The sequence below is a fragment of the Frankia sp. BMG5.60 genome (genome assembly GCF_059428125.1).
Genome location: NZ_CM182091.1, coordinates 7,670,482 through 7,692,720, shown reverse-complemented (window position 1 = coordinate 7,692,720; position 22,239 = coordinate 7,670,482). Strand labels below are relative to the sequence as shown.

21 protein-coding genes are annotated in these 22,239 nt (G+C 74.0%); 11 read left to right on the top strand and 10 right to left on the bottom strand.

The features are described 5' to 3' along the window. Positions 1-7 precede the first annotated feature (7 nt). Complete coding sequence (locus AC5R91_RS31480; protein WP_495394913.1) at positions 8-334, top strand: hypothetical protein; 327 nt, start codon at positions 8-10, stop codon at positions 332-334. Positions 335-385: 51 nt separating this feature from the next. Here the strand turns inward: AC5R91_RS31480 and AC5R91_RS31475 are convergent, their stop codons facing one another. Next, entirely contained in the window at positions 386-1,279 is an 894-nt protein-coding gene (locus AC5R91_RS31475; RefSeq protein ID WP_495394912.1) for a class I SAM-dependent methyltransferase, read from the bottom strand. A gap of 377 nt (positions 1,280-1,656) precedes the next feature. On the opposite strand from AC5R91_RS31475, the gene AC5R91_RS31470 reads away from it, so the two are divergent. The 6 genes from AC5R91_RS31470 (at position 1,657) to AC5R91_RS31445 (ending at position 8,582) form a co-directional block, all read left to right on the top strand. Further along, complete coding sequence (locus AC5R91_RS31470) at positions 1,657-2,880, top strand: methylenetetrahydrofolate reductase (protein ID WP_495394911.1); 1,224 nt, start codon at positions 1,657-1,659, stop codon at positions 2,878-2,880. Further along, positions 2,877-4,181: an amidohydrolase family protein gene (locus tag AC5R91_RS31465; protein ID WP_495394910.1), complete on the top strand. Its 1,305-nt coding sequence runs from the start codon at positions 2,877-2,879 to the stop codon at positions 4,179-4,181. Before AC5R91_RS31470 ends, AC5R91_RS31465 begins: the two co-directional genes overlap by 4 nt. Next, positions 4,178-4,948 carry an ABC transporter ATP-binding protein gene (locus tag AC5R91_RS31460; protein ID WP_495394909.1) on the top strand — a complete coding sequence of 257 codons (771 nt, stop codon included), beginning with the start codon at positions 4,178-4,180 and terminating at the stop codon, positions 4,946-4,948. Before AC5R91_RS31465 ends, AC5R91_RS31460 begins: the two co-directional genes overlap by 4 nt. 5 nt (positions 4,949-4,953) lie before the next feature. Further along, entirely contained in the window at positions 4,954-5,841 is an 888-nt protein-coding gene (locus AC5R91_RS31455; RefSeq protein ID WP_495394908.1) for an ABC transporter permease, read from the top strand. Between the two features lie 119 nt (positions 5,842-5,960). Beyond that, positions 5,961-7,166 carry an ABC transporter substrate-binding protein gene (locus tag AC5R91_RS31450; protein ID WP_495394907.1) on the top strand — a complete coding sequence of 402 codons (1,206 nt, stop codon included), beginning with the start codon at positions 5,961-5,963 and terminating at the stop codon, positions 7,164-7,166. A gap of 3 nt (positions 7,167-7,169) precedes the next feature. Further along, positions 7,170-8,582, top strand: coding sequence for an FAD-binding oxidoreductase (locus AC5R91_RS31445; RefSeq protein ID WP_495394906.1), 1,413 nt, complete (start codon positions 7,170-7,172; stop codon positions 8,580-8,582). 156 nt (positions 8,583-8,738) lie between these two features. Here AC5R91_RS31445 and AC5R91_RS31440 read toward each other — a convergent pair whose 3' ends face one another. The 9 genes from AC5R91_RS31440 to AC5R91_RS31400 all read right to left on the bottom strand — a co-directional run bounded on the left by AC5R91_RS31440 (position 8,739) and on the right by AC5R91_RS31400 (position 17,497). Next, positions 8,739-9,137, bottom strand: coding sequence for a PPOX class F420-dependent oxidoreductase (locus AC5R91_RS31440; protein ID WP_495394905.1), 399 nt, complete (start codon positions 9,135-9,137; stop codon positions 8,739-8,741). Positions 9,138-9,247: 110 nt separating this feature from the next. Next, complete coding sequence (locus AC5R91_RS31435; RefSeq protein WP_495394904.1) at positions 9,248-10,864, bottom strand: phytoene desaturase family protein; 1,617 nt, start codon at positions 10,862-10,864, stop codon at positions 9,248-9,250. Then, entirely contained in the window at positions 10,861-11,634 is a 774-nt protein-coding gene (locus AC5R91_RS31430) for a creatininase family protein (RefSeq protein ID WP_495394903.1), read from the bottom strand. The genes AC5R91_RS31435 and AC5R91_RS31430 overlap by 4 nt, the downstream gene beginning before the upstream one ends. Further along, the gene (locus AC5R91_RS31425; RefSeq protein ID WP_495394902.1) at positions 11,631-12,821 is read right to left on the bottom strand and encodes an LLM class flavin-dependent oxidoreductase; all 1,191 of its coding nucleotides are present in this window, start codon (positions 12,819-12,821) and stop codon (positions 11,631-11,633) included. The genes AC5R91_RS31430 and AC5R91_RS31425 overlap by 4 nt, the downstream gene beginning before the upstream one ends. A 106-nt stretch (positions 12,822-12,927) precedes the next feature. Further along, a complete protein-coding gene (locus AC5R91_RS31420) occupies positions 12,928-13,488 on the bottom strand; it encodes a helix-turn-helix domain-containing protein (RefSeq protein WP_495394901.1) in 561 nt (186 codons plus the stop codon). Then, the gene (locus tag AC5R91_RS31415; RefSeq protein WP_495394900.1) at positions 13,485-14,651 is read right to left on the bottom strand and encodes an amidase family protein; all 1,167 of its coding nucleotides are present in this window, start codon (positions 14,649-14,651) and stop codon (positions 13,485-13,487) included. Before AC5R91_RS31415 ends, AC5R91_RS31420 begins: the two co-directional genes overlap by 4 nt. Beyond that, complete coding sequence (locus AC5R91_RS31410) at positions 14,648-16,228, bottom strand: AtzH-like domain-containing protein (RefSeq protein WP_495394899.1); 1,581 nt, start codon at positions 16,226-16,228, stop codon at positions 14,648-14,650. Before AC5R91_RS31410 ends, AC5R91_RS31415 begins: the two co-directional genes overlap by 4 nt. Next, positions 16,225-16,659: a cupin domain-containing protein gene (locus AC5R91_RS31405; RefSeq protein WP_495394898.1), complete on the bottom strand. Its 435-nt coding sequence runs from the start codon at positions 16,657-16,659 to the stop codon at positions 16,225-16,227. Before AC5R91_RS31405 ends, AC5R91_RS31410 begins: the two co-directional genes overlap by 4 nt. Before the next feature lie 4 nt (positions 16,660-16,663). Next, positions 16,664-17,497 (bottom strand): cysteine hydrolase family protein, encoded by an 834-nt coding sequence (locus AC5R91_RS31400; protein ID WP_495394897.1) that lies wholly within the window; start codon positions 17,495-17,497, stop codon positions 16,664-16,666. Between the two features lie 236 nt (positions 17,498-17,733). On the opposite strand from AC5R91_RS31400, the gene AC5R91_RS31395 reads away from it, so the two are divergent. From AC5R91_RS31395 to AC5R91_RS31380, 4 genes are all read left to right on the top strand, one after another. After that, positions 17,734-18,894 (top strand): acetamidase/formamidase family protein, encoded by a 1,161-nt coding sequence (locus AC5R91_RS31395; protein WP_495394896.1) that lies wholly within the window; start codon positions 17,734-17,736, stop codon positions 18,892-18,894. Positions 18,895-18,964: 70 nt separating this feature from the next. Further along, entirely contained in the window at positions 18,965-19,771 is an 807-nt protein-coding gene (locus tag AC5R91_RS31390; RefSeq protein ID WP_495398099.1) for a helix-turn-helix domain-containing protein, read from the top strand. A 27-nt stretch (positions 19,772-19,798) separates the two neighbouring features. Beyond that, positions 19,799-20,911 (top strand): LLM class flavin-dependent oxidoreductase, encoded by a 1,113-nt coding sequence (locus AC5R91_RS31385; protein WP_495394895.1) that lies wholly within the window; start codon positions 19,799-19,801, stop codon positions 20,909-20,911. A gap of 117 nt (positions 20,912-21,028) precedes the next feature. Beyond that, on the top strand, positions 21,029-22,108 hold the full coding sequence (locus AC5R91_RS31380) for a nuclease-related domain-containing protein (RefSeq protein ID WP_495394894.1): 1,080 nt from the start codon (positions 21,029-21,031) through the stop codon (positions 22,106-22,108). Positions 22,109-22,239 lie beyond the last annotated feature (131 nt).

Sequence of the window (22,239 nt, the reverse complement as noted above, 5' to 3'; positions counted from 1 at the left end):
ACACCTCATGGATGCTGGTCGGAACCCGGCGGCACCGCCGGGGTGGGTGGATGAGTTCTTTCTCGCCGCATTCCAGCCGGGGCCGCCGACCGGGCCGGACGAGCCGAACACACCCTCGGCGGCCGCGACGTTCCCGAACTCACCCGGATGTTCCTGGCCGCGAGCCGACGGCGCAGGCGGATCGGCGGCGACCGGTCGCCCACCCGGCTGGGACTGCGCCCTGCGCGACGGGCAGTGGCAGCCGACCCCGGACGATCGGCGTCTTCCGGACTGGGCCGAGGAGTACGCGGCCGCAGCCGCCCACGACCTCCCGGCCGCTCCCTGCGGGACCTGACGACGCCGGGCGCGGGCGGGCGCTCCCGAGCGGCCGCCCCCGTCCGCCGGGTCACGCCGAGGCCGGGACTCCCGGCTCGTGCTCCTGGGCAACCGCCACCAGCAGCTCCTCGGCGCTGGACGGGGCAAGTCCGTCCGACCTGCCGGCGAAGTAGCGGCGGGCAAGGCTGGCGGCCGATACGTGCCGTGCCTGGTCGAGACCGGCGTCGCGGGCCAGCGCCAGCATCTCCTGGGGGGTGTAGAAGCTGGTGAAGGGCGTGCCGGCGGCCCGCGCGGCGCGCTCGGTCGCCTCCCGCAGCGGACGCTCCGCCGGATCGACGAGCTCCAGCGGCAGCATGAACGTCATGGCCAGGGTGGAGCCGGGGGCAAGGGCCGCGACCTGGCGCAGCGTGGCCGCCGTCGCGTCCCTGGTGAGGTACATGGAGACGCCGGCGGAGGCGACGAGCGCCGGGCGGCCCGCGTCGAAACCGGCGCCCGCCAACCCCTGCCGCCACGAACCGCCCGCCTCGAAGTCCACGGGCACGAACCGCAGCCAGGGCGGGGCGCCGAGACCGAGCTCGGTCAGGCGCAGCCGCTTCCACTCCTGCGGACCCGGCTGATCGACCTCGAACACCCGCATGCCGGCGGCGAGCTGCGGCCGACGCTGGGCGAAGGTGTCCAGGCCGGCGCCGAGGATGACGTACTGGTCGACGCCGAGGCCGGCCTGTTCGACGACCAGATCCTCGATGAGGCGTGCCCGCGCCACGATGGACGCCCGGGTGCGGCTCGTGGTGGACGGGTCCATGTCCGGGCGGCGCAGCCATCCGTCGTCCGGGGCCGCCAGCCGCAGCCCGATCTCGTCCTCGAACACGTGCGGCGGCGGGTCGACCTGGACGTGGACGACCCGCCACAGCGCGACCCGCACCGCCGTGCTGTCCGGCTCCGCGGTTCGCAACCTGTTGATCATCTTGCCGCTCCTCTCGACGATTCCGTCTGCGGCGACGCGCGGTGCAGCGCTTCACCGAGCGGATGGGCATCGGCGTGCGGGCGCACGTCGATCGGCTCGGGCTGCCGTTCGGTAGGATGCTAGCATCCTAGAATGAGAGCGAGCCCTTTCCGAGACGAAAAGGCGACCGACCACCAGAGGGGGCGCCTTGGGGGCGCGCGCGGATCACCCCAGCGTGGGGTGATCCGCCGACGACGGGACGCATGAGGCACCGGCGCCACACGCCCGATCACGACCAAGAGTCACAGCGTAACGCACATATGGTCACCATGGCCGAAACTCATCTTTTATCGACCGGAAACCGCCCGTCGACCGCCGGGCTGGACAGTGTTGGCGTGATGAACATCGGAGCGGCTGCGGACGCCACCTGGCGTGGCGCGGTCGCCCGGTGCCCCAAGAAGATGGATCATGGCCCCTGCGGAGGAGTCCAGGCCGACGGTCGCTGCGAGGTCCCGGAACTCGGCCGGTGCTCCTTCCTGGACGCCCTCGACGCCTGGCCCTACCCCGACCCGCCCGCCATCGCCCCGCCCCTCGTCGACCCGCCCGCCATCGCCCCGCCCCTCGTCGCGCCGCCTGTGGCCGCCCGACCCGTCGCCGCCCGACCCGTAGCCGCCTTGCCCCCGGCCGTTCCTGCTTCCGACGCCCCGGACAACGCAGGCCGATCGGCCCGGCCAGCACCGGCCCGCTCCGCGGCGGCCGCGGCGTTCCTCGCGGCCGCCGCGGAGCGGCCGGTGATCGTGGCCGACCTGCCGGCGGCGGCGATGTCCGCCGACAGCCTGCGCGCCTGCGGCGCGGAACTCGCACCGGTGACCGACGCCTGCCTCATCGGCGATCACGGCGGCGCCCGCGTCCAGTTCCCACCGTCCTACCGGGCCAGGCTGCTGGCCGACGCCGGCGTGTCCGTCTGGGCCGGGGTCAACTGCCGGGACCGCAACCGGGTGGCGATCGAGGGCGAGATCGCCGCCTGCGTCGAGGCCGGCGTGACCGGACTGCACTGCGTGACCGGCGATCATCCGGCGCTCGGTCACCGCGCCGACGCGGCCGGCGTGTTCGAGCTGGACTGCGTGGACGTCGTCGACCTGGCCCGGGACCGCGGGACGCTGGTCTCGGTGGCACACGCGCCGGCCGCGCCGCCCGTCTCCCGCCGGACCTCCCGCCTGCTCGCCAAGGTCGACGCCGGGGCCGAGGTGGTCTTCGTCGACCACTGCGGCGGCCCGGCGGCGGTCGGCGACGCGGTCGCCGAGCTGCGCGCGGCCGGCTTCGGCGGCCTCGTGCTGGCCTGCGTGCCCGTCGTGACGAGCGTCGCGACCGCCACCGTCGTCGCGTCCTTCGCCGGCGGCCGCCTGCCGGCCGGCTACCTGGAGGAGATCATGGCCGCGGACGATCCGCACACCACGGGTACGCGCGCCGCGGCGGAGCTCGCCGGTCGGCTGCTCGACCTGCCCGGAGTCGACGGGATCAACCTCTCCGGCGGCGCGCAGCCGGGCCACGAACCGGTGGCGGCCCGCGCGACCGCCGAGATCGCCCACCTGATCCTCGGCACGCGGGCACGGACGTCATGAGCTGGCTTCGGGGCGCGATGACCGCGCACGGCGACGTGGTGGACGTGGAGCTGTCGGACGGTGTCATCGGGCGGGTCGTCCCGAGCGGCGCGGGCGCCGACGTCGCCCGGGTCGGCCCGGGTGACGTCGACCTGACCGGCCAGGTGCTGCTGGCGTCGTTCGTGGAGCCGCACGCGCACCTGGACAAGGCGCTCACCGCGTCCCTGGCCCGCAATGTCACCGGCGATCTCGCCGGCGCGATCGAGGCGATCCAGACCCTGCTGCCCGACTCGACGGTCGAGGACTTCACGACCCGGGCCGAGGCGGCGCTGCGCATCCAGCTCGCGATGGGCACCACGCACATCCGTACGCACGTCAACGTCGGGGTGCAGTCGGGCATGCGGGCGCTGGAGGCGCTCGTCGACGTGCGGGAACGCTGGCGCGGCCTGGTCGACCTGCAGCTCGTCGCTCTCGTGTCGAACCCGCTGGACGGCCAGCCCGGCCGCGACCTGCGCCGCGCGCTGGCCGAGGGAGCCGACGTGGCCGGCGGTTGCCCCCATCTCGACCCCGAGCCGCACCGCGCGGTCGCGATCTGCCTGGACGCGGCCGGCGAGGCCGGCCGCCCGCTGGACCTGCACACCGACGAGACCCTCGACCCGCGGCTGCTCACCCTCGCCACCCTCGCCGACCTGGTCGGCCGCACCGGTTTCCCGCACGGCGTGACGGCCAGCCACTGCGTCAGCCTCGCGATGCAGCCCCCGGACGTGCAGGACAGGGTCAGCGAGCAGGTCGCCGCCGCCGGCATCGCCGTCGTCGCGCTGCCCCAGACCAACCTGTTCCTCCAGGGGCGCAACCATGCGGTCGGCACCCCGCGCGGGCTGACCGCCGTCGCGCCGCTGCGCCGCGCCGGGGTGACCGTGGCGGCGGGCGGCGACAACCTGCGCGACCCGTTCAACCTCGTCGGCCGCGGCGACGCGCTGGAGACCGCGTCGCTGATGGTCACCTGCGGGCACCTCGCCCCGGACGAGGCGCTGGCGGCGGTGAGCGACGCGCCGCGGCGCGCCCTCGGACTGCCGGCCGTCTCGATCACGCCGGGCAGCCCGGCCGACCTTGTCGCGCTGCCGGCGGCGAACGCCCTCGAGGCGCTGGCCGCGGCCGGCGAGCAGCGGACCGTGTGGCGGGCCGGCCGGGTCGTGGCCCGCACCACGGTGCACTCGGAGCTCGCCGAACCGCACCGACCGGCCCCGCGCGCCGAGCCGGTCCGGCGCCCCGGGACCGAGCCGTACGACGCCCAACCGGACCAGTGGGAGGCCGCCTCATGACGATCGCCGACACCACCGCCGCCGACACCACCGCCGCCGACGCACCGGCCCTGCACTTCGCGGGGGTACGCAAGCGGTTCCGGGACGGCACCGTCGCGCTCACCGACACCGACCTGACGATCCGCCCCGGCGAGTTCGTCTCGATCGTCGGACCGTCGGGGTGCGGCAAGAGCACCCTGCTGCGCATCGCCAGCGGGCTGGACGAGGCCACCGACGGAACCGTCGACGTGGCCTCGACGAACGTCGGCTACGTCTTCCAGGACGCCACCTTGCTGCCCTGGCGCAACGTCCGCGACAACGTGCGGCTGTTCGCGGAGCTGGAACACCTCGACTCCGCCGAACGGGGGCGACGCGTCGCCGACGCGATCAGCCTCGTCGGACTCACCGGCTTCGAGAAACATCTGCCTCACGAGCTGTCCGGCGGCATGCGGATGCGCACGTCGCTGGCCCGCTCGCTCGTGCTCGACCCCTCGATCTTCCTGTTCGACGAGCCGTTCGGCGCGCTGGACGAAATCACCCGCGAACGGCTCAACGACGAGCTGCTGCGGATGTTCATGCTGCGCCGTTTCGCCGCGCTGTTCATCACCCACTCGGTGGCGGAGGCGGTGTTCCTGTCCACCCGGGTGGTGGTGATGAGCGGTCGACCGGGACGGGTGAAAGCGGATCTCGCCGTCCCGTTCGGCTACCCGCGCTCGCCGCGACTGCGCTACAGCGCCGAGTTCGCCGCCCTGTGCGGCGAGGTGTCGCAACATCTCAGGAGCGAGTGATCAGCATGACGGTACCTTCCGTGGCCGAGACGGACGCGACCGGCGCCGCGGCCGCGGCGACGCCGGCGACCGGCGCGCCACCCCCCCGCCCCCGGTCTCGCCGGCGCGGCGGCGGCCTGGTCAGCTTCGTGCTGCTGCCCGGGGCGGTGTTCGCCGTCTTCGTCGGCATCTGGTACGCGGTGTCCGACGGAGTGCTCAACGACCAGCAGCGGTTCATGCTGCCGCCTCCGCACGAGGTCGTCCGGGTCGGCTTCCTGGACTGGTCGAACTTCACGACGATGATGAGCGCGCTGCGGTTGACCTGTGAGGTCACCTTCGCCGGCCTGGCCATCTCGATTGTCATCGGGGTCACCGTCGCGGTGGCGATGAGCCAGGCCAAGTGGATCGAGAACTCGCTGTACCCGTGGGCCGTCGTGATCCAGACGGTACCGATCCTGGCGCTCACCCCGGTGCTGAGCTTCTTCTTCGGGTTCGCGCTGACCAGCCGGATCATCGTCTGCGTCATCATCGCGTTCTTCCCCATCGTGTCGAACACGCTGTTCGGGCTGCAGTCGGTCGACCGGGGGATGCACGAGTTGTTCAGCCTGCACCATCCCAGCCGGCTGACCCGGCTGTGGAAGCTGCAGGTGCCGGCGGCGCTGCCGTCGATGTTCACCGGGTTCCGCAACGCGGCCGGTCTGTCGGTCATCGGCGCGATCGTCGGCGAGTTCTTCTTCAAGCAGGGCGAGCCGGGGCTCGGCACGAACCTGTCGGTGTTCACCTCCCGGTTGGAGGGCGAGCGCCTGTGGGCGACCACGCTCACCGCGAGCCTGCTCGGCGTCGCGGTCTTCGTCTTCTTCGGCTGGCTGGCGCGGCGCGTGGTCGGCCGCTGGTACCAGCCGAAGCGCGGCTGACCCATCCGGCGCGACCCACGCGACGGCGGCGCACCCTGCACGCCGTCGCCCCCCGCCGCCGCGCCCCCACCGCACCACACCCACCGGCCAGAACGGCCTAGGAACTCGGGGAGACATAGTTGACCAGATCTCGGCGACGGCCCGCGCGGCTCGTCGCGCTGACGGCGACCGCGACCGCGCTCGCCCTCACCGCCGCCGCGTGCGGCAGCAGCGGCGGCGACGGCGGGTCCACCGGCGCCGCGGCGCCGTCCGCGGCGGGTGCCGCGCCCGCGGCGCTCGACCTCAAGGCCGCCGGCTGCCCGTCGACGATCGTGCTGCAGACCGACTGGAACCCGGAGTCCGAGCACGGCGGCCAGTACGGGCTGCTCGGGCCGAACCCGAAGATCGACGCGGGTAAGAAGTCGGTCACCGGTGAGCTGACGGCCCACGGCGGCGTCGATACCGGGGTGAAGCTGGAGATCCGCGCCGGTGGCCCGGCGATCGGCTTCCAGACGGTGACCTCCCAGCTCTACAAGGATTCCGGGATCACGCTGGGCTACCTGGGCACCGACGAGCAGATCGCCCTGTCCAAGACGCAGCCGACCGTGGCGGTGCTGGCGGGTCTGGAGAAGAGCCCGCAGGTCATCCAGTGGTCGCCGGACAAGCACCCGGACTGGAAGACGATCGCCGACATCGGCAAGACCGACACGAAGGTCCTGTACTTCCAGGGCGCGTCCTACATGGACTACTTCACCGGCTCCGGCATCCTGAAGAAGGGTCAGGTCGACGGCAGCTACGACGGCACGCCGACCAACTTCGTGGCCTCCGGCGGCGCCGACGCGGTGCAGGGCTTCGCGACGTCGGAGCCCTACACCTGGTCCCACGAGGTGCGCTCCTGGGACAAGCCGCTGAAGTACCAGCTCATCGCGGATGCGGGTTTCAACTTCTACCAGCAGGCGATCGGCGTCCGCAAGGACAAGCTCGACGCGCTCAAGCCCTGCCTGAGCAAGCTCGTCCCGATCATGCAGCAGGGCATCGTCGACTTCATGGCCGCCCCGGCAGCGACGAACAAGCTGATCCTCGGCCTTGTCGACAAGTACAACAACGGCTGGGTCTACTCCCAGGGCGTCGCGGACTACGCGGTGCAGACGATGAAGTCGCTGGGCATCGTCGGCAACGGGGCCAACAGCACCCTCGGCGACTTCGACGACGCGCGACTGCAGAAGCTCATCGAGATTCTCGACCCGATCTACCAGTCGCAGGGCAAGCCGATTCTGTCCGGGCTCAAGCCGGCGAACCTCGTCGACAACAGCTTCCTCGACACCAAGATCGGACTTGGTACCTGAGCGATGTCGGATTCGACCCTCGCGGCGTCGCGCGGCCGGGCCGGGGAGCGCGCGCTCCCCGGCTTCGGCCGGGCGGCGCTGCCCGCCGTGACCCCCCTCGACCCCGATGTGCTCGACGCGCTGGCCACCGAGCTCGCCACCCTGCTCGGCGCCGACGCCGTGCTGCGCGACGAACCGGCCCGCCTGTCGGCCTCCACGGACTGGGCACACATGAGCCCGGTGCTGGCGCCACTGTTGCCCGGCGGTGTCGCCGACGTGGTGGTCCGCCCGCCCGACGCCGCCGGGATCGCGGCGGCGGTCGGGGCCGCGCACCGCCACCGGGTGCCGGTGACCGTGCGCGGCCAGGGCACCGGCAACTACGGGCAGGGCATCCCCCTGTTCGGCGGGCTCGTCATCGACACCACGGCGGCCGCCCGGATCCTCGCGGTGGAGGACGGCTGGCTGACCGCGGAGGCCGGCGCGTCGTTCGTGCTGATGGAGAAGGCGGCCCTGGCCACCGGGCAGGAACTGGCGATCCTGCCGTCGACCGTGGGCAGCACGGTCGCCGGATTCATCGCCGGCGGCTCCGGCGGCACCGGCTCGATCGCCAACGGCGCGATCTGGGACGGCTACCTGCGCTCGCTGCTCGTCGTGCCGTGCACCGACGATGCCATCCCGGTGGAGGTGCCCTTCCCGGCCAACACCGCGATGGCGCACGCGTTCGGCGTCAACGGGGTGATCGCGCAGGCGACCGTGGCCCTGCGCCCCGCGCGCCGCTGGGCCGGGCTGTTCGCGTCCTTCCCGGAGCTGGCCGGCGCGGTCGCCGCGGGCGAGGAGCTGTTCGACCTGGAGCCCACCCCGCGGCTGCTCTCCCTCGACGAGGCCGGGATCATCGCGACCTACCGGCCGGTCGATCCGGCGATGCCCGCCGACCGGGTCAGCGTGCGCGGGATCGTGACCGAGGACAGCGTCGCCGCGGCGAGGGCCGTCGTCGAGCGGCACGGCGGGCGGGTCGACGCCGTGCGCCCCAAGGGGCCGGCGCACATCGCCTCGCTGTCGTACAACCACACCACCTACCGCGTCCGCAAGGTCCGCCCGGAACTCACCCACCTGCAGTGCATGGGCCCCGGGCTCACCCGGCGCCGCGTCGAGGTCGCCGCGCTCGCCCCCGAGTCGCTCATCCACCTCGAGGGCTTCCTCACCGCGAACGGCCGCGACTGGGTCTCGATGCTGTTCCTGCGCTACGACGGGCCCGACGACCTGTACGAACGGATGGCCCGGCTGGCCGACGTCGAGGTGTACGTCGACGACCCGCACACCTGGGAGCTGCACCACGGCCGCCTGGACCTGGTCCGCGAGGCCGCCGCCCGGTTCGACCCGGACGGACTGCTCAACCCCGGCAAGCTCCCCGCCCCCGCCCCCGCCACACCGTCCTGAGCCGTCGCGTCGACCCATGGCGACGAGCGCGAGGGCGAACAGCCACCGTACGAGGAGCGGCCGAGGACGGGTGGCGAAGGTCATGCGGCAACGCTAGTTCCGGCACGGCCCACATGTCGAACACATGTTCGGTTCCGTGACCGGCGAGCCGCAGGATCAGCCGAAAGTATTGATCTTCTTCGGGGTCACCGCGATGCAGTAGCGGTGCTCGCCGGGCGGGGTGAGCTTGCGGATGTCGTCGGCCGTGCGGCCGCGGCTCTCGGCGATCTTCGCGGCCCAGGTGTAGTCGTCGTCGAGGATGACCTCGGCGCTGCCGCGGACCTCCACCGTGCGGTACACGTTGGTGATGTCCAGAAGGAACAGCGAGCACTGCGGCGTGCGCTGCAGGTTCTTCAGCTTCTGCTTGTCCGAGCTGACGGAGATGCGGAAGACGCCGTCGTCGAGCAGGTAGCCCACGGCCGTGGTCTGCGGAGCGCCGTCGGGACCGAGGGTGGTGAGGATCGCGACCTCGGCGTTCTGGGCGAGGTCGCGATGGGTCTCTGGGATGAGGGTCACCGGAAAATCGTACGCACACCGCGCTTTAACGGGATGACGGCGGTCCGGGCATGAATGTCGGGACCACTGGAGCGGTCTCGGTCGCCGGTCGGCCGGTCGCGCCGCTCGGCTCAACGGTCCCGGCGCCGGGAGGCGAGAACGATCTCGGCGGTGTTGCGGCCGCTGGCGCCCCACACCCCGGCGCCTGGGAAGGTCCCGGCGCCGGTGACGTAGAGCCCGGCCACCGGCGTGCGGTAGCGGCTGAGCTCGCGCCGGCGACCGAGCAGCGCGGCGACGACGCCGCCCGGGAAGGACGGGGCGTACCCGCGGGGCATGGAGAACTCGCGCTCGTAGTCCGGTGGGGTCATGACGCGCCAGTCCCGCACGGACGCGACCAGCCCCGGGTCACCCAACGAGGCCAGCCGGCGCAGCCAGGACCACGGCTGGGTCGAGTCGGTCCAGCCGCCGCGCAGCGCATACGGCGTCCACAGGACCTCCAGGCTCAGCAGGTGCGCGTCGGCGGCCGGCCGCATCGACGGGTCGAGCACCGACGGCGTGTTGACGAGGAACATGGGCGGGTCGCTGACGAGCCCGCGCCGGCGCGCCGCCGCGGCGGCGACCTGCTGGGAGACGGTGGGGCTGACGATCGTCGTCGGCACGTGCCGGGCCTCGGCGGGCAGCACGTCCGCACCGATCCGCGCCACCGCGCGCAGCGCCGGCAGTGCGGCGACGACCGCGTCCACCTTGGACTCGTAGCCGTCGACCGCGGGCGCAGCGGCCCAGCGGGCATGCAGCCGGGCGGCGGCCGGCACGCCGTCGAGCCAGTCGACGAGCAGCGTGCGCGGGTCGGTCGCCGTGACCACCGTCGGGGCGCCGACCTCGCGGCCGTCGACGAGACGCACGCCGCGCACCCGCCCGTCGCGGACCAGGACACCGCCCACCCGGGCCCCGGTGACCAGCAGGCCGCCGTGGGCACGCACGCAGGCGGCGAGCGCCGCCGGCAGGGCGCCGCTGCCGCCCACCGGGCGGCCGACGCCGATGAGGTGGCGCATCGCGAAGCCGAGGGCACCCAGCCCGCTGCCGGGCGCGTCCGGCGCCAGGCCCCACACGGCCGGCCCGTTCGTGCCGGCCGCGGCGATGAGCCACGACGGCAGGCCGAACGAGGTCAGCACGTCGAGCAGGCTGCGCCGGGCCCAGTTCAGCACCACGGCGCTGCCACGCAGGCGGCGCCGCGCGGCGGTCGCCGCGATCGCCGCGGTGCTCGGGCGGGTGCCCTGCACGGACTGCACGAGCCGGGCGGCGGGCAGGGCGACGTCCAGGTAGCGCCGGTAGGCGGCCGCCGCCGCGGGGTCCGTGCGGGCCAGCCCGTCGATGGTCCGTTCGACGGAGCGCCAGTGGACGAACGCCGGCTCGTCGCCCCAGCCGACGGCGATGCCCATCGGATCGACGTCGAGGTAGCGCAGCTCGTGCGCGCCGAGCTCGAGGTCGTCGACGATCCCGCTGGCCAGGACCATCGTGTGGTCACAGTTGCAGATGTTCACCCGGGCGCCGATCGCGTCGACGGTCGCGGCGCAGCCGCCGAGCTCCGCGCGGGCCTCGACGACGACGACCGACCGGCCCGCCCGGGCCAGGTAGGCGGCGCAGGTCAGCCCGTTGTGACCACCCCCGACGACGACCACGTCCGCCTGCGCGGGCAGGTCGTCGGCGGAGGACAGCCCGGACGGGGGGCGCTGGGCGGTGTGGGTCACCGCGTCGGTCGCGGGTCGAACCGGGCGATCTCGGCGAGCGACTGGCCCGCCGCGACCACCATCGCCTCGTAGAGCCGTTTGCCGCGCTCCACGGTGGCCCCGGTCGGGTCGCCGATCGTTCCATCGGTGCCGAAGTCGTCGCTGAGCCACCCGAACGAGACCGCACCGCCGAAACGGACCCGGTCGAACGACGCGAGCTGCCCGGGGACGCTGCGCACCCCCAGATCGAGGCGGACCAGGTCGGGACGCAGGTGCAGCAGCAGCGAGGTCTCGTCGATGCCGGCGTGGATGCCCATGCCGAGCTCGGCGGCCGGCGAGGTGCCGCCGTGGTCCGCCGGCAGGGACGGGTGCATGACGAACGTGCGCAACCCGTGCGCGAGGCGGACGTCGCGGCTGGCGACCTGCAGCAGCGCGCTGTTGCCGCCGTGGCCGTTGAGGAACACGAGCCGGCGCACCGGGGTGGTCGCGAGGCAGCGGGCCAGGTCGTCGAGGACCGCGAGCAACGTCGTCGCCGACAACCACATCGTGCCCGGCGACCAGGCGTGCTCGTTGGACTTCGAGTAGGCCAGCGCCGGCAGCAGCCACAGGTCACAGGCATCACCGAAAGCGTCGACGGCATCCCGGGCGAGCGACTCGGCGACGACGAGATCGGTCGACAGCGGCAGGTGGGGGCCGTGCTGCTCGATCGACCCGATGGGCAGCACGGCGACCGCGTCTGGCGAGAGCCCGGCGGCCTCGGGTGCACGTAGATCGGCGAAGTACCGGGTCATCCTGGCTCCTCAGAGGTCCGGGCCGCAGCCGGCAGCAGGGGCACCACGTCGCGGACGAAACGCTCCATCTGCTCGCGAGCCCGGTCGTAGGGGTCCCCGGGCATGGCCGGGAAGATCACCAGGTCGGTCAGGCCGAGCAGATCGTCGAGGGCGACGATGTGCGCGGCGACGTCGTCGGGGGTGCCGACCGCCCACGGCCCCTGCGCCATCGAGTCCTCCAGGGTGGGGACGAACGAGCCGTCGGCGGGCCGACCGTCCGGGCCCACATAGCCCCGACCCCAGCCGTAGGGGGCCAGAAAGCGCCAGAACTCGTCATGGCCCGCGCGGACGGTGGCCATCGCCTGCGCGCGGGTGTCGCCGACGGCGATGTTGAGCACGAGCATCCGGCGTTCTCCGCGTTCCAGCGGCCGACCGTGGACCTGCTCGAAGGTTTCGGCGAACGCCCGCCAGTCGGCGGCGAGCCGGTGGCGTTCGCGCAACCAGAAGACGCCGCCGAAGCCGCGGGTCGGCGCGGCGCGCAGCGTCGGCGGGCTGGTCACCGCCTGCCAGGTCTGGAACGGATAGCGCGGACGGGGCACCAGGGTGAGCTCGCGGACCTCCCCGCCGCGGTCCGGGATCCCCGGCGGCGGCACGCAGAAGTGCTTGCCCGAGTAGCTGAACCGCTCGTGGGTGAACGCGGCGTGCAGGACGTCGAGGCTTTCCTCGGTGATCTCCCGGTTGAGCCGGTCGGCCGCCGCCGCCGACGGGTTGTCGTAGGAGCCGACGGACACCGCTCCCGCCGTCAGCGGCAGCATCTCGCGGGGCACGGTCCCGCGGCCGACGCCGAGGATGCCGCGCCCGCCGCTGAGGTTGTGCAGCAGCGCGAAGTCCTCGGCCAGGCGCAACGGGTGCCACTGGCCGACCACGTTGAACATCGTCCCGATCCGGATCCGGCCGGTGCGGGCGGCGAGGAAGGCGGCGAACATCAGGCCGTTCGGCACGACCTCGTAGCCCTCGTGCTGGAAGTGATGCTCGGTCAGCCAGAAGCTGTCGTAGCCGAGCCGGTCGGCCAGCTCCCCGCAGGACAGCAGCTCCCGGTGGGCGTGCTCGATCGCCGCCTGGTCGTAGCGGCGCTCGGTGGGCTCGGTGCCACCGAGCCCGGCGTCGGCCATCTCGACGCCGCCGAAGAGGAACACGCCGATCCGCACGCTGCCTCCGAATGTTGACGGGATCAACATCGTCGCGCGGGTGCGTGACGGGGCCGTCAGCTCCGAATTTCGGCGGCGCTAAACATATGGCCACCCAGGTGGGGGGTCAGGCGTTCTGCTGGACGACGACGAGGCGCACCTGCTCGCCGTCCAGGCCGCGCCAGCGGTGGCGCACTCCCCCGGCGTAGTAGACGCTCTCGCCCGCGGCCACGGTGTGCAGCACGCCGTCGACGTCGACCTCGATGCAACCGGAGACGACGTAGACGAACTCCTCGCCGTCGTGCTGGAAGTAGTCGTGGAACGACGCCGGGGCGCCGGTGTACTCCGAGGGCAGCATCGCCCGGGCGCCGCGCACGAGGCTGCGGACCGACCCGCCGGGCGAGTCGACGGCGACGGTGTCGTGGCGCACCACGCTGACCGCTTCGACGAGGGGGACGGCTGCCTCCGCCGCGGCCATCAGGGCCTGGGCGCTGGTCCCGAGCGCGGAGGCGATCGCCGTCAGCGACCGCATGCTCGGCCGGGCCAGGCCGCGCTCGAGCTGGCTGAGGAACGGATGGCTGAGCCCCGCCCGGCCCGCCACGTCGACGAGGGTGAGGCCGAGCGCGTGCCGCTGCGCGCGGACCGCCCCGCCGAGCCGGACGCCGACATCCTCCGCGAAGGCGGTCATGACGCGACCGGGCCGGCGGCGGCCACCGCCGCGTCGAGCAGCGCACGGTCCGCCCCGGGCGAGCCGACCAGGGCTAGTCCCACCGGGCCGCCCTGGGTCCTGGGAGTCGGCACGACGCAGCTCGGCAGGCCGTACGCACTAGCCACAACGGTGCAGCCTAGCGTCGCCTGGCGCCAGGCATCCCGATCACGCGCGCCGCTGCCGCGAAGGTGGCCCGGGCCGCCGGCGGCGGGCACCACGAGCCAGGTGTCCACGCCGAGCCGGTCCAGCAGCCGCTGCCGCCCGGCGGCGATCTGGCGTCGGGCCGCGCGTTCGGCGTCGGCGTCGACCCCGGCGCCGAACCGGAAACGCTCCTCGACGGCGGCGCCCAGCGCACGGGGGTGCGCGGTGATCCAGGCACCGTGCAGCCGCCACGCCTCAGCGGCCTGCACCACGCGGAACGCCGCGACCAGTCCCGAGACGTCGCCGAGTTCGCGGACCGGCCCGGTGTGGACGTCCGCTCCCAGCGCGTCGGTGAGCGTGCGAACGGCCGCGGCCGGCAGAGGCCCCGCGACGAACAGACGCGCCGCCGGCCCCGAGGCCGACGCCGGCGGCAGCAGGACGTCTCCGACGGCGCGCAGCAGGCCCGGATCGGCGGTGAGCCAGCCGACCGTGTCGAAGGACGGGGCGAGCCCCAGCACGCCGCCTGCCCCGACCGTGCCATGCGTCGGCCGCAGCCCGTACAGCCCGCAGACGGAGGCGGGCACCCGGATCGACCCGGCCGTGTCGGTCCCCAGCCCGACATCGGCCTGCCCGGCGGCGACCGCCGAGGCGGGCCCGCTGGTCGACCCGCCGGGCACCCGGTCGGGGGCCGCCGGATTGGGCGGGGTGCCGTAGTGCACGTTCGCGCCGGACAGGGAGAAGGCGAGCTCGTCGGTCTGCGCGATCCCGGCGATCGCGGCGCCGGCGGCTCGCAGCGCCCGGACGGCCTCGGCGTCGACCGGCTCCACCGGCGCCTCGGCGAGCCAGCGGGGGTTGCCAGCGCCGATCCGGTACCCGCCGACGGCGAAGAGGTCCTTCACCGCGACCCGCAGCCCGTCGAGCGGGCCGCCGCCGGTCGGCGCCAGCAGCGGGTCGCCGTGTTCCCGCCACACAGCCCGCGGCCACCGGTCGTCCAGGCTCACCGGCCACCCTCCGGCGGCTCCATGCCCAGCAGGTCCGCCGCCGGCGCACCGCCCGACGGGGCACCGCCCGACGGCGCACCGACAGACGGCGCACCGACAGACGGGGCCGCGACCGACGGCGCACCGGCGGGGTTCCCGTCGCTCATCGGCGCGACGCAGGCGGCGATCACCCGCCAGCCGTCGTCGGTGCGGGCCCACACCTGGGTCTGGGTGCTCAGACCGACGATCCGGCCGTCAGGTCCCAGTCGCTCGTTCGTCGACACGGTCACGACGGTCTCCCCGGGGCTGCGCACCGTGTGCAGCGCGCGCAGTCGCCGCGGGCCGGGGGTGGGCCGGGCGGCCCGATAGGCCGCGAGCGCCGACGGCCCGACCAGCGGCCCGTCTCCGTCGACGCGCACCACGTCCGCACCGGCGGAGAAGGACGCCTGCTGGGTCGCCACGTCCCCGGCCATGAGGGCCCGTTCGTAGGCCGCGAAGGCGGCGCCGAGCGCCGGGTCGATGCCCACCAACGCCGCCGCCTCGTCGCCGCCCACCCCGACCCCCGCCGGCATGGGCACTGCGGAGGGGACGGCGGCGTCCGCCGGGATGGGCGCATCGGCGGGGACGGGCGGACCGGACGGGACGGTGGCGGTGGCGGTGGCGGGCGGACGCAGAATGCTGAAGTCGGCGAAGTCGTGCCGCAGCGCCGGGCGGCGCAACAGGTCGGTGCCCGGTCGGCCGGGCGCCTCGCCGGCGGCGACCGCCTCGAACGCGTCCGCGGCCCGGCGCAGGAAGTCCGGGCCGACCCGGTACCGCAGGGTGTGCGCGGGATAGATCTCCCGCACCGAGCCGGCCAGCCGCGACACGAGGCCGCGCAGGGTCGCCGCGAACACGTCGACCTCGGCGTCGGGCATGTGCACCCAGAAGTCGCCGGTGATGAGCGTGTCGCCGGCGAACAGCAGGCCGGCCCGCTCGTCGAACAGGCACAGCGAGTCCGGCGAATGGCCGGGTGTGTGCAGCACGGTCAGCTCCCGGCCGCCCAGGTCGATGCGCTCGCCGTCGGCCAGCGCGGCCGGCGCCGGCCCCGCGGGCACGGTCCAGGCGTCGGCGGACGGCGGCAGCGCCCGGGGCGTCGTGTCCTCGGTGAGCAGGTGGAAGAATCGCTCGTCGTCGGCGCGCAGCCGCTCGTAGGCGGCGTACTGCTCGCGGGCGACGGCGAGGTAGGCGGCCAGCCGCTCGGCGGGCACCGGTGCCGTCAGCGACGACGCCGCCAGCGGGTGCGCCGCGACGTCGCGGAACAGCCAGTTGCCGCCGCGGTGGTCGTCATGCCCGTGGGAGTTGACGGCGAGGATCGGCCGGGCGGTCAGCGAGCGGGCCGCCGCGTGCACGTCGGCGAGGCCCAGCCCGGTGTCGACGAGCACCGCGCGCTCGTCGCCCTCGACGAGGAAGCAGTTGACGTGGCCGGGCTCGGCGACCAGCCAGGTCCGGGCCGCGACGGGCCGCAGCGCGAACCAGTCCGCCGCCGCCACGGCCGCCGCTCCCGTCGGCCCGCCGCCGCCCACGGCAGAACCGGAGACCACCGCGTCGACGCCGGTCATGGCGCGGCGGACGGCGCGGCGGCCAGGACGGCGCGGTCCTCGTCGTCGGTCCCGGCGAGGGGCCCGCGGCGCACCATCGCCGCGAACCCGTCGTCCGGGCTCATCAGGGTCAGCGCGTACATCCGGCCCGGTCCCGTGTTGGTGATGTGGTGCAGGGACGTGGGCGGAAGCACCAGCGTGGCGCCGGCGGCGACGGCGACCTCGGTGCCGTCGCAGACGGCCACCCCGCGCCCGCGCAGGAACACGAACAGCTCGGTGGACGCCGGATGGCTGTTGGGTGGCTGGGCCCCGCCGACGTCCCAGGACTCCAGGATGACGGTGACCGGCGAGACCTCGGGGCCGGCGAGCACGCCGAGGCGCACGGTGTCCCCGGCGCTGATGTGGTGCATCTCCAGGGCGTCCGGGGTGATCAGGATCGGCGTCGTCGGCACGGCGTCACCCCTGCCCGGCGGAGTTGGCGGCGTCGGTGACACCGGCCGCGGCCGCCGGGTGGCGCGCATCGGCGGTCTCGGCGAGGCCGTCGATGAGCGCCGCCGAGGAGGCGACGAACCCGAAACACTGGGCGACGTTGTAGACGGTGGCGTCGTGGCAGAACGGCGGGGACGTCGTCGCCGCGCAGTCCTCGAGCAGCACGACGTCGTAGCCGAGGCAGGCCGCGTCGGTCAGCGTGGCCAGTACACACTGGTCGGAGTTCACCCCGGCGAACAGCAGCGTCGTCACCATGAGGTTGCGCAGCACGGCGTCCAGCGGCGTGTCGAAGAAGCCGCTCATCCGGTACTTGTCGACGCGCACGTCGCCCGGCGGCGCCCGCAGCTCGTCAACGATCGCCGCCGACCAGCTCCCGGCCTGCAGCGTCGGGCTGCCGCCGGGGCGGGCCGGCGCGCCGATGCCGCCGCTGACCCCGTCCGGGTTGTAGACGTGCAGCACGCCGGGGGGGAGGTTCGCCGCGTCCGGCCGGTTGCCCCAGTTCAGCCAGACGACGGCGACGCCGGCGGCGCGCAGCATCGGCAGGGCTCGGCGCAGCGGTGCGATGGGGCGGCGCGCCGGGGTGATGTCGACGCCGATCGAGGCGAGCCAGCCGTCGGGATGGCAGAAGTCGTTCTGCATATCGACGACGACCACGGCGGTGCGGGCCAGATCGAGGGTGAGCCGCTGCGGGCGGGCGTCGACGGTGACCGGCAGCGGCGCGACCGGGGCGCGGCGCAGATCGACGTGTTCGGACGACACCGCCCACGAGTTCCGGGCCCCGCCCAGCCGGATGTTGACCACGCGAACATCCTGCGGGCGGTCGTTTGCCACGGCATTACCGCGCCGTTGCGTCGCAGTGGCGACCGCGCAAGGTGCGCCGCTCCGCCCGAGATGCCCGCCCGAGATGCCCGCCCGCAATGCCCGCCCTCGATGCCCGCCCTCGATGCCGGTGGGCGCCGCGGGTGCCCGTTCCGGCACGGATGCGCTGGTCACGTCGGTAACGACGCCGACATCGGGGTGTGGCAGGGTCCCGGGCCGTGACTGTCTTGCACAGCGGGATCGGGGTCCCGGCGGGCGAGCCGTACCTGCCGTCCCGGCCGGACGAGGTCTGGTGGGGGCTGCTGCCGAACGCGGCCAGCCGACCGGTGCTGACCGTGCCGTCCGGACGGGCCATCCGCATCGACACGATCAGCCACGAGGGACTGCTCGCCGACCAGGGCGGCGACCCGGTCGCCTTCTTCGGCGCCGCGGGCATCCCGGCCGACGGACTGCTCGATGACGTGCTGGCGCTGGCAGGCAGCGACCGGCGCCACCAGCCCGACGTCGCCGGCCCGCATGTCGTCACCGGCCCGGTGGCCGTGGCCGGGGCCCGGCCGGGGGACGTCCTGGAGGTCGAGGTGCTCGACCTGGTCCGCCGGGCGCCCTACGGGGTGATCAGCAACCGGCACGGGCGGGGGGCGCTGCCCGGCGAGATGCCGATCGCGCCGCCGGGTCTGCCGGCCGGGGCCGCGGTGCCGCCGGTGTGCCTGGTCGCGCACACCCGCGGCGAGTCCGGCGTGCTGCCCGTCGGCGACGGCCGCGAGATTCGTTTCCCGCTACGCCCCTTCCTCGGGATCATGGGGGTGGCCGTGGCGACGACCGGGCCGGTCCACTCGGTGCCGCCCGGGCCGCACGGCGGCAACCTCGACATCCGCCATCTAGGCGTCGGCGCCCGCCTCTACCTGCCCGTCCAGGTCCCGGACGCGCTGTTCTACGCCGGGGACCCGCACTTCGCCCAGGGCGACGGCGAGGTCGCACTCACCGCGTTCGAGGCACCGCTGCGCGCGCTGCTGCGCCTGACCGTGCACTCCGACGCCACGGTGCGCCGCACCGCCCGCGCCCTGAGCGCGCCCTGGGCGCAGACCGACGCGCTGCACATCGTCGCCGGGCTCGACCCGGAGCTCGGCGCGGCGATGCGCGCGGCCACCCGCAACGCCGTGGCGTTCCTGCGCGAACGGTTCGCGCTGCCGCCGCAGGTCGCCCTGGCCTACCTGTCCGCCGCCGCCGACTTCGCGGTGAGCCAGGTGGTCGACCAGGTCGTCGGCGTGCACTGCTGCATCCGCCGCGACGACCTGCGCGGGCTGGATGCGCCGGACGGGCTGGGCGGACCGGACGGGCTGGGCGGACCGGACGGACCGGACGGCGACATCGGCGGATGAGACGGCGCCGCAGCGGATACCCTCGGCTTCTGAGCGGTTCCGCGGGCGTCGGAGGGTGGTCCGGGTGGCGATGGCCGAGCAGGTCGAGGTCCCGCTGCTGCGCGGGCTGATCGGGCGGGCGCTGCGCCGGCGCCGGCTTGCCCAGCAGCGCACCCTGCGCGACGTCGCCGCGGCGGCGCTGGTGTCGATGCCCTACCTGTCCGAGATCGAGCGGGGTCGCAAGGAGGCCTCCTCGGAGATCCTCGCGGCGATCTGCCGCGCGCTCGGCGTGCGCCTGACGGACCTGCTCGACGAGGTGCGCCTCGAACTCGCCCGCATCGAGCCCGAGATCACCCCCGCCGTGCCGGCCGCGCCGACGTCCGAGCTCGCCGGGCCGGTCACGGCCCATCTCGGCGTCCCGGCCCCGACGGGGCTGGTGCGAGCGTTCGAGCCCCGTGCCGCCACCGGCGGCCCCCTCGGAATTCGCGGCCCCATGGCAGTCGGCGGCCCCCTCGGAATTCGCGGCCCCATGGCAGTCGGCGGCGCTATGGGGGTGAGCGGCCCTATCGCGATGGGCGTCTCGGCGGCCTGGGACGGCGACGGCACCGGCGCGCGCCCGGTGCTCGACTCCCCAGCGCACCAGCACGGCGTGTCCCCGAACCTGGGATTCTCGGCGGGGTTCGAGGCCGTCCTCGGCGCCGGCCGGATCGTGGTCCCTGCGGGCGCGCGGTTCGCCCGCCGAGCCTTCCACTGGCCCGCCGCCGGAGAGATCCGCGCTTCCCGACGCGGTCGCCCCGCGCTGGCCGGCCGGGCCTGCCCTACCGCGAGTCCGCGGCACCCCGCTGGACGGGTCGGGCGGACCACCCGCCGATCAGCCTCGGTCGCCTCCACCCGCTGACCGTCGACCACTCCCCGGGGGGACATCATGCGGTTCCTGGTCATCACCCTGATCGTCCATCGGCCAGATCCGGTCACCGGCGCCACGCCGTCGACCCGTGATCGGCTGCGCGAGGTGGTCGACAGCGCGGTGCTCGCCGAGGAGCTGGGCTTCGACGGGTTCGGCGTCGGTGAGCGGCACGAGCGGCCGTTCATCTCCTCCTCGCCGCCGGTCGTGCTCAGCCACCTCGCGGCGCGTACCTCACGCATCCGACTGTTCACCGCGGTGACGACCCTGAGCCTGCTGGATCCGGTGCGCGCCTACGAGGACTACGCCACCCTCGACAATCTCTCCGACGGCCGCCTCGAACTGATCATCGGCAAGGGCAACGGCACGGCGCAGCGGGAGCTGTTCGACGTCACCCCCGAGGACCAGTGGGATCGCAACGCCGAGTCCTACGAGCTGTTCCGGCAGATCTGGCGGCAGGACACGATCACCGCGCAGCCACGCTACCGGCCCGCGTTGCACGAGGCCGAGGTCTGGCCGCGGCCATTCCAACAGCCGATCCGGGTCTGGCACGGCAGCGCCACCAGTCGGGAATCGGTGGACCTCGCCGCCCGCTACGGCGACCCGCTATTTTCCGCCAACGTCACCAACCCGATCGAGCCCTACGCCGAATTGGTCCACTACTACCGGCAGCGCTGGGCGGAGTACGGCCACGACCCGGCGCTGGCCGCGGTCGGCGCCGGCACCGCCGGTTTCCACGTGGCCCCCCGCTCCCAGGACGCCGTCGCCGCCTTCGCGCCGGTCTTCGCCGGGCAGCTCGCCTTCCAGCGTTCCATGGGGATGGAGCCGGTGTTCCCGACCCTCGAGGACTTCATCGAACGCAGCTCCGCGTTGATCGGCAGCCCCCAGCAGATCGTCGACAAGGTGCACCGCTACCACGAGCAGTTCGGCCACAGCGTGCTGCACCTGCACGCCGAGGCCGGCGGCCTGCCCGCCGCCGAGCACCGGGCGAGCCTGGAGCTGTTCCAGGCCGAGGTCGCCCCGGCCCTGCGACAGACCATCCCCGACCCGCCGTGGCCCTGGGCGCCGGTCCTGCCCAAGGCCGCCGAACCCGTGTCCGCGGACGCCGAGCCCGTGCCCGCAGATGCCGACTGACCTGACGTCGCGCCCGCCCGTGCAGCACACCGGCGCGTGCGCCTCGTCGCCGGTGAACGCTGACGCCGATCGCGCATCCGTGGCCACGCCCGCGTTTTCGCTGGTCCGGGCGATGGCGTGGGCACTACGCCGAAGCGTTCGGGCGCCCGTTACCCGTATCGGTGGAAAGCGGGTTCGCTCGGCGATACCGTAAAACGGTCGCCGGCCGGCCCGAATCGCCCGCACGCGCGGCGAGGAATCGCACCACGGCATGACATTGTTGCGCCGCCGTGCGGTGGTGTCGTCATGGATGGGCGGAACATGGTCGAACTACAGGTCAGGCCCTGGAAACGATTCGGGCAGGATCGCCTTTACGTGAATCTGCACGACGGCCGCAGCGCCGCCAGTTTCGACCGCCGGACCAGTGAGCTCACCCTGCTGCTCGATGTGGACCGGGACGCCGTGCTCGCCGCTCTGGCACCCCACCTACCCGCAGCACCGACGCCGGAGACCCGGATGGACCCGCCGCCCGCGGCCGCGCCGGACGCCGGGCCGGCCGGCGGCGGGCAGGCCGGCAGCGGGCAGGCCGATCTGGCGACGTATCCGGACGACCTCGCGGGCAATCCGCCCGGGCTCGCCCTCCAGGCGAAAATCGCGGAGCTGACCCCGGGATTCTGGCGCAGGCTGACCAACCGCCTGCTCCGGCGCCCTCGGCCGGAAGTGGAAAGCTGGCGTAAGGGCCTGGCCGGCGAACAGCTCGTGGCCGCGGAACTGGAATCGCTGACGGCGGGCGGCTGGCGGGTGCTGCATTCGATCCCGTTGCCCCGGAATGTGGACATCGATCACCTGCTGATCGGCCCGGGTGGCGTCTTCACCCTCAACACCAAGAATCACCGCGGCGCCCGGATCTGGGTCGGCGACCGGGCGGCCACCGTGAACGGCCAGCCCTATCGGTACGTCGACCGGTCCCGCGCCGAGGCGAAACGCGCATCCGCGGCGCTGAGCGACGCCTGTGGCTTTCCCGTCGCCGTCGCCGGGGTGCTGGTCTTCGTCGAAGCGGACACACTCACCATGGAACCCTCGCTCAAGGACGTCTACGCGACGCACCACAATCTGATCGCCGACGCCTTCGGCGCGCTGGCCGGAGTCTGGCATCCGGCGGACGTCGAGACAATCTACGCCTCGGCGCGCCGCCGGCACACCTGGCACCACGCCTGACGCCGCCGCCGCGCGAAGTCAGCCACCAGGCCGCGTGTCGACTTGTGATCGCTGGGTGGGTGGTTGAAGCGCACCCGAACCTTCCACGACCGCGACCCGCGGCCGCGCCGGCGGCGCTCCGCGTGCCCTGA

Bases quoted from the DNA above. Each gene is read 5' to 3' on its own strand.
- AC5R91_RS31480 (WP_495394913.1), top strand. From the start codon at position 8: ATGGATGCTGGTCGGAACCCGGCGGCACCGCCGGGGTGGGTGGATGAG.
- AC5R91_RS31475 (WP_495394912.1), bottom strand. From the start codon at position 1,279: ATGATCAACAGGTTGCGAACCGCGGAGCCGGACAGCACGGCGGTGCGG.
- AC5R91_RS31470 (WP_495394911.1), top strand. From the start codon at position 1,657: ATGAACATCGGAGCGGCTGCGGACGCCACCTGGCGTGGCGCGGTCGCC.
- AC5R91_RS31465 (WP_495394910.1), top strand. From the start codon at position 2,877: ATGAGCTGGCTTCGGGGCGCGATGACCGCGCACGGCGACGTGGTGGAC.
- AC5R91_RS31460 (WP_495394909.1), top strand. From the start codon at position 4,178: ATGACGATCGCCGACACCACCGCCGCCGACACCACCGCCGCCGACGCA.
- AC5R91_RS31455 (WP_495394908.1), top strand. From the start codon at position 4,954: ATGACGGTACCTTCCGTGGCCGAGACGGACGCGACCGGCGCCGCGGCC.
- AC5R91_RS31445 (WP_495394906.1), top strand. From the start codon at position 7,170: ATGTCGGATTCGACCCTCGCGGCGTCGCGCGGCCGGGCCGGGGAGCGC.
- AC5R91_RS31430 (WP_495394903.1), bottom strand. From the start codon at position 11,634: ATGACCCGGTACTTCGCCGATCTACGTGCACCCGAGGCCGCCGGGCTC.
- AC5R91_RS31420 (WP_495394901.1), bottom strand. From the start codon at position 13,488: ATGACCGCCTTCGCGGAGGATGTCGGCGTCCGGCTCGGCGGGGCGGTC.
- AC5R91_RS31410 (WP_495394899.1), bottom strand. From the start codon at position 16,228: ATGACCGGCGTCGACGCGGTGGTCTCCGGTTCTGCCGTGGGCGGCGGC.
- AC5R91_RS31390 (WP_495398099.1), top strand. From the start codon at position 18,965: ATGGCCGAGCAGGTCGAGGTCCCGCTGCTGCGCGGGCTGATCGGGCGG.
- AC5R91_RS31385 (WP_495394895.1), top strand. From the start codon at position 19,799: ATGCGGTTCCTGGTCATCACCCTGATCGTCCATCGGCCAGATCCGGTC.